This window comes from Flavobacterium solisilvae, assembly GCF_012911605.1.
Taxonomy (GTDB): Bacteria; Bacteroidota; Bacteroidia; order Flavobacteriales; family Flavobacteriaceae; genus Flavobacterium; species Flavobacterium solisilvae.
In genome coordinates this window covers 1-214 of sequence record NZ_JAAMPT010000001.1, presented here as the reverse complement: position 1 = coordinate 214, position 214 = coordinate 1, and the positions used below count along the sequence as shown (strand labels likewise).

Annotated in this window: 1 pseudogene; it reads right to left on the bottom strand. The window is 36.4% G+C overall.

Features of this window, described 5'->3' with window-relative positions:
- Positions 1-214, bottom strand: a pseudogene (locus G6042_RS00005) (IS1182 family transposase); the annotation flags it as partial.

Genomic DNA, 214 nt, shown 5'->3' with positions numbered 1-214 from the left:
CCACTGGTTTTGAGTTGCTCTTCTAGCAGTTCATATTTGATTTTGTTTTGCTTTAAGCGTTCTATTTTTTGTTGAATGTTGGTGAGCGTGGTACTGGTTTCTTGAGCGTCGTTTTGGGCTAAAGCGTTTAAATATTCTTGGGTTTTGGTTTCTATATACTCCAGGTGTTTATCTATTTTCTTTTGGTTGTAATTTGCTTTCTTGCTGTTGTGTG